The sequence below is a fragment of the Bacteroides sp. RTP31139st1_H2_RTP31139_211217 genome (genome assembly GCF_040227615.1).
In the GTDB taxonomy this organism is placed as follows: domain Bacteria; phylum Bacteroidota; class Bacteroidia; order Bacteroidales; family Bacteroidaceae; genus Bacteroides; species Bacteroides uniformis.
In genome coordinates this window covers 1-1798 of the sequence record NZ_JBCNZM010000231.1, presented here as the reverse complement: position 1 = coordinate 1798, position 1798 = coordinate 1, and the positions used below count along the sequence as shown (strand labels likewise).

At 36.2% G+C, this 1798-nt stretch carries 2 protein-coding genes and 1 pseudogene; 2 read left to right on the top strand and 1 reads right to left on the bottom strand.

What is annotated here, in order from left to right:
- A pseudogene (locus tag ABUA47_RS22640) lies at positions 1–287 on the bottom strand (hypothetical protein); the annotation flags it as partial.
- 428 nt (positions 288–715) lie between these two features.
- On the opposite strand from ABUA47_RS22640, the gene tssD reads away from it, so the two are divergent.
- Complete coding sequence (tssD, locus tag ABUA47_RS22635) at positions 716–1105, top strand: type VI secretion system tube protein TssD (protein WP_007761411.1); 390 nt, start codon at positions 716–718, stop codon at positions 1103–1105.
- A 184-nt stretch (positions 1106–1289) separates the two neighbouring features.
- A partial coding sequence (locus ABUA47_RS22630) for a P-loop NTPase fold protein (RefSeq protein ID WP_349832092.1) occupies positions 1290–1798 on the top strand: 509 nt, incomplete at its 3' end.

Genomic DNA, 1798 nt, shown 5'->3' with positions numbered 1-1798 from the left:
ATTAAGGGATTCTCAGATTGTTTATACTCAGAAATGTCTAACATTGAATTTTCACACGGAATCCTATCTGGTAACATTTCAAGACCTTTCAACGGAGTTACACTCAACGTAGGATCTCCAGCCGCCACACTCATAGTACCATCGGCATTCATACCGTTGGTATGCACTTCTCTCCCAAAGGCAAAGTGATAAAGATTAGACACTAACTGTTTCAATTTCAATATATTAATTAATAGTATGCGTCTAAGCGCATATTTGTGATTCGCAAAATTAGCGTTTTTTCTCATAACTCGCAAGTTTATAGGGGTTAAACATCAATAATGCCATCGCATAAGGCTCTTGCCTGAACTGTAACAAGAGGATTACACAACAGCCTCACTCACTAATAAAACATTCCACCATAAGAACAAAAAGAATGCAATGAATGATTACGATTTAACCTCTTTTGTTCAAAAGCCGGTTTGCTTTGCCTGTGGTGAATTGAATAGCAGGACGAGAAAAGAGACCATGTAGGATAATATTTCAGAAGAGAGGATAGCCTGTAAACAGATTTTCTTCTATTTAGTCGGTTAATAAATTTAATTGATTGTTTGTTATGTTCAAGGGAAAACACTATTTTTGCGAAATATGATATCCTCCTTCTTGTCTTGAAAGCGGTCTGACTGCTTTAACCAAGGCGAAATGTCTTGGTTTTATAATAAATAATAAGATCAGCATGGCAGAATTAAAGGCAACCGTGTGCTTGCAAGGAAAGGACATAGAAGTGATTTCATCACATATTGAATTTAACCGCAAGACAGATAATAAAGGAAGGCCGGTGACAAATGTTATTGGCGGACGTATTACTATAACCGTTGAATCTACCAGAGAAACTACTATTCTTGAAGCAATGGTAAACAGCCCTTTCAAAGCGATAAGCGGCAAGGTGATTTATTATAACACTAAGGATAATTCAATCTTTCGTGTCGTGGAGTTCAAATATGCGTATATCGTGTATTATAAAGAGATTTACAATGTTGACAGGAAACGCCAAATGTATTCCACCATCACATTTTCTGCGGATATTATTATGATAGGAGACGCATATTTAAGCAATCAATGGTAAGAAGAAACATGAAATTTAGTTGTTTGGATATTATCGTATCAAAGAAATATCACTAACTTTGTTCATTGTGGATGTGGTGATAATGGATTTGCAGCGTCTTTTACTAATTTCATATTTAATGTTCTTATTGCTACATTCCTGTTTCCCAATGGAGTTAAAATAGAATCATGTTAATAACAAAGGTATGAACACTTTAATTCTTGATTTTTTAAACAGCTATGCTGACAATCCTAATCCTCAGTATGCCGTGATGCTGAAAGGAAAATGGGGATGTGGCAAAACTCATCTTATAAAACAATGGAAGAAGAGGTTTGACGAGACCGCAGATACCGACGAGGAAATTACGCTAAAGCCCATCTATATTTCGACCTATGGAATGGATAGCGTGAATGACATCAAGACAACTATAGATAGGGAATTAAATCCCTTCTTCTATTCGAAAACCGGGCGTTTCATAAAGGGTATTTTGAAATTAGCCGGTAAGGTAGTCTTCAAGACGAGTATGGATTTGAATGACAACTCTAAAGAGGATGGTTCATTTTCCGCAACACTGGATTCATTGTCGTTACTACAAGTGGAAGACGACAGTATAAAAGGTGTAAAGTTTCTGATATTCGATGACATCGAAAGGTGTCTGATAGAAATGAAGGAATTGATAGGCTTCATCAACTATTTTGTAGAGCACTGTAATTG

Bases quoted from the DNA above. Each gene is read 5' to 3' on its own strand.
- tssD (WP_007761411.1), top strand. From the start codon at position 716: ATGGCAGAATTAAAGGCAACCGTGTGCTTGCAAGGAAAGGACATAGAA.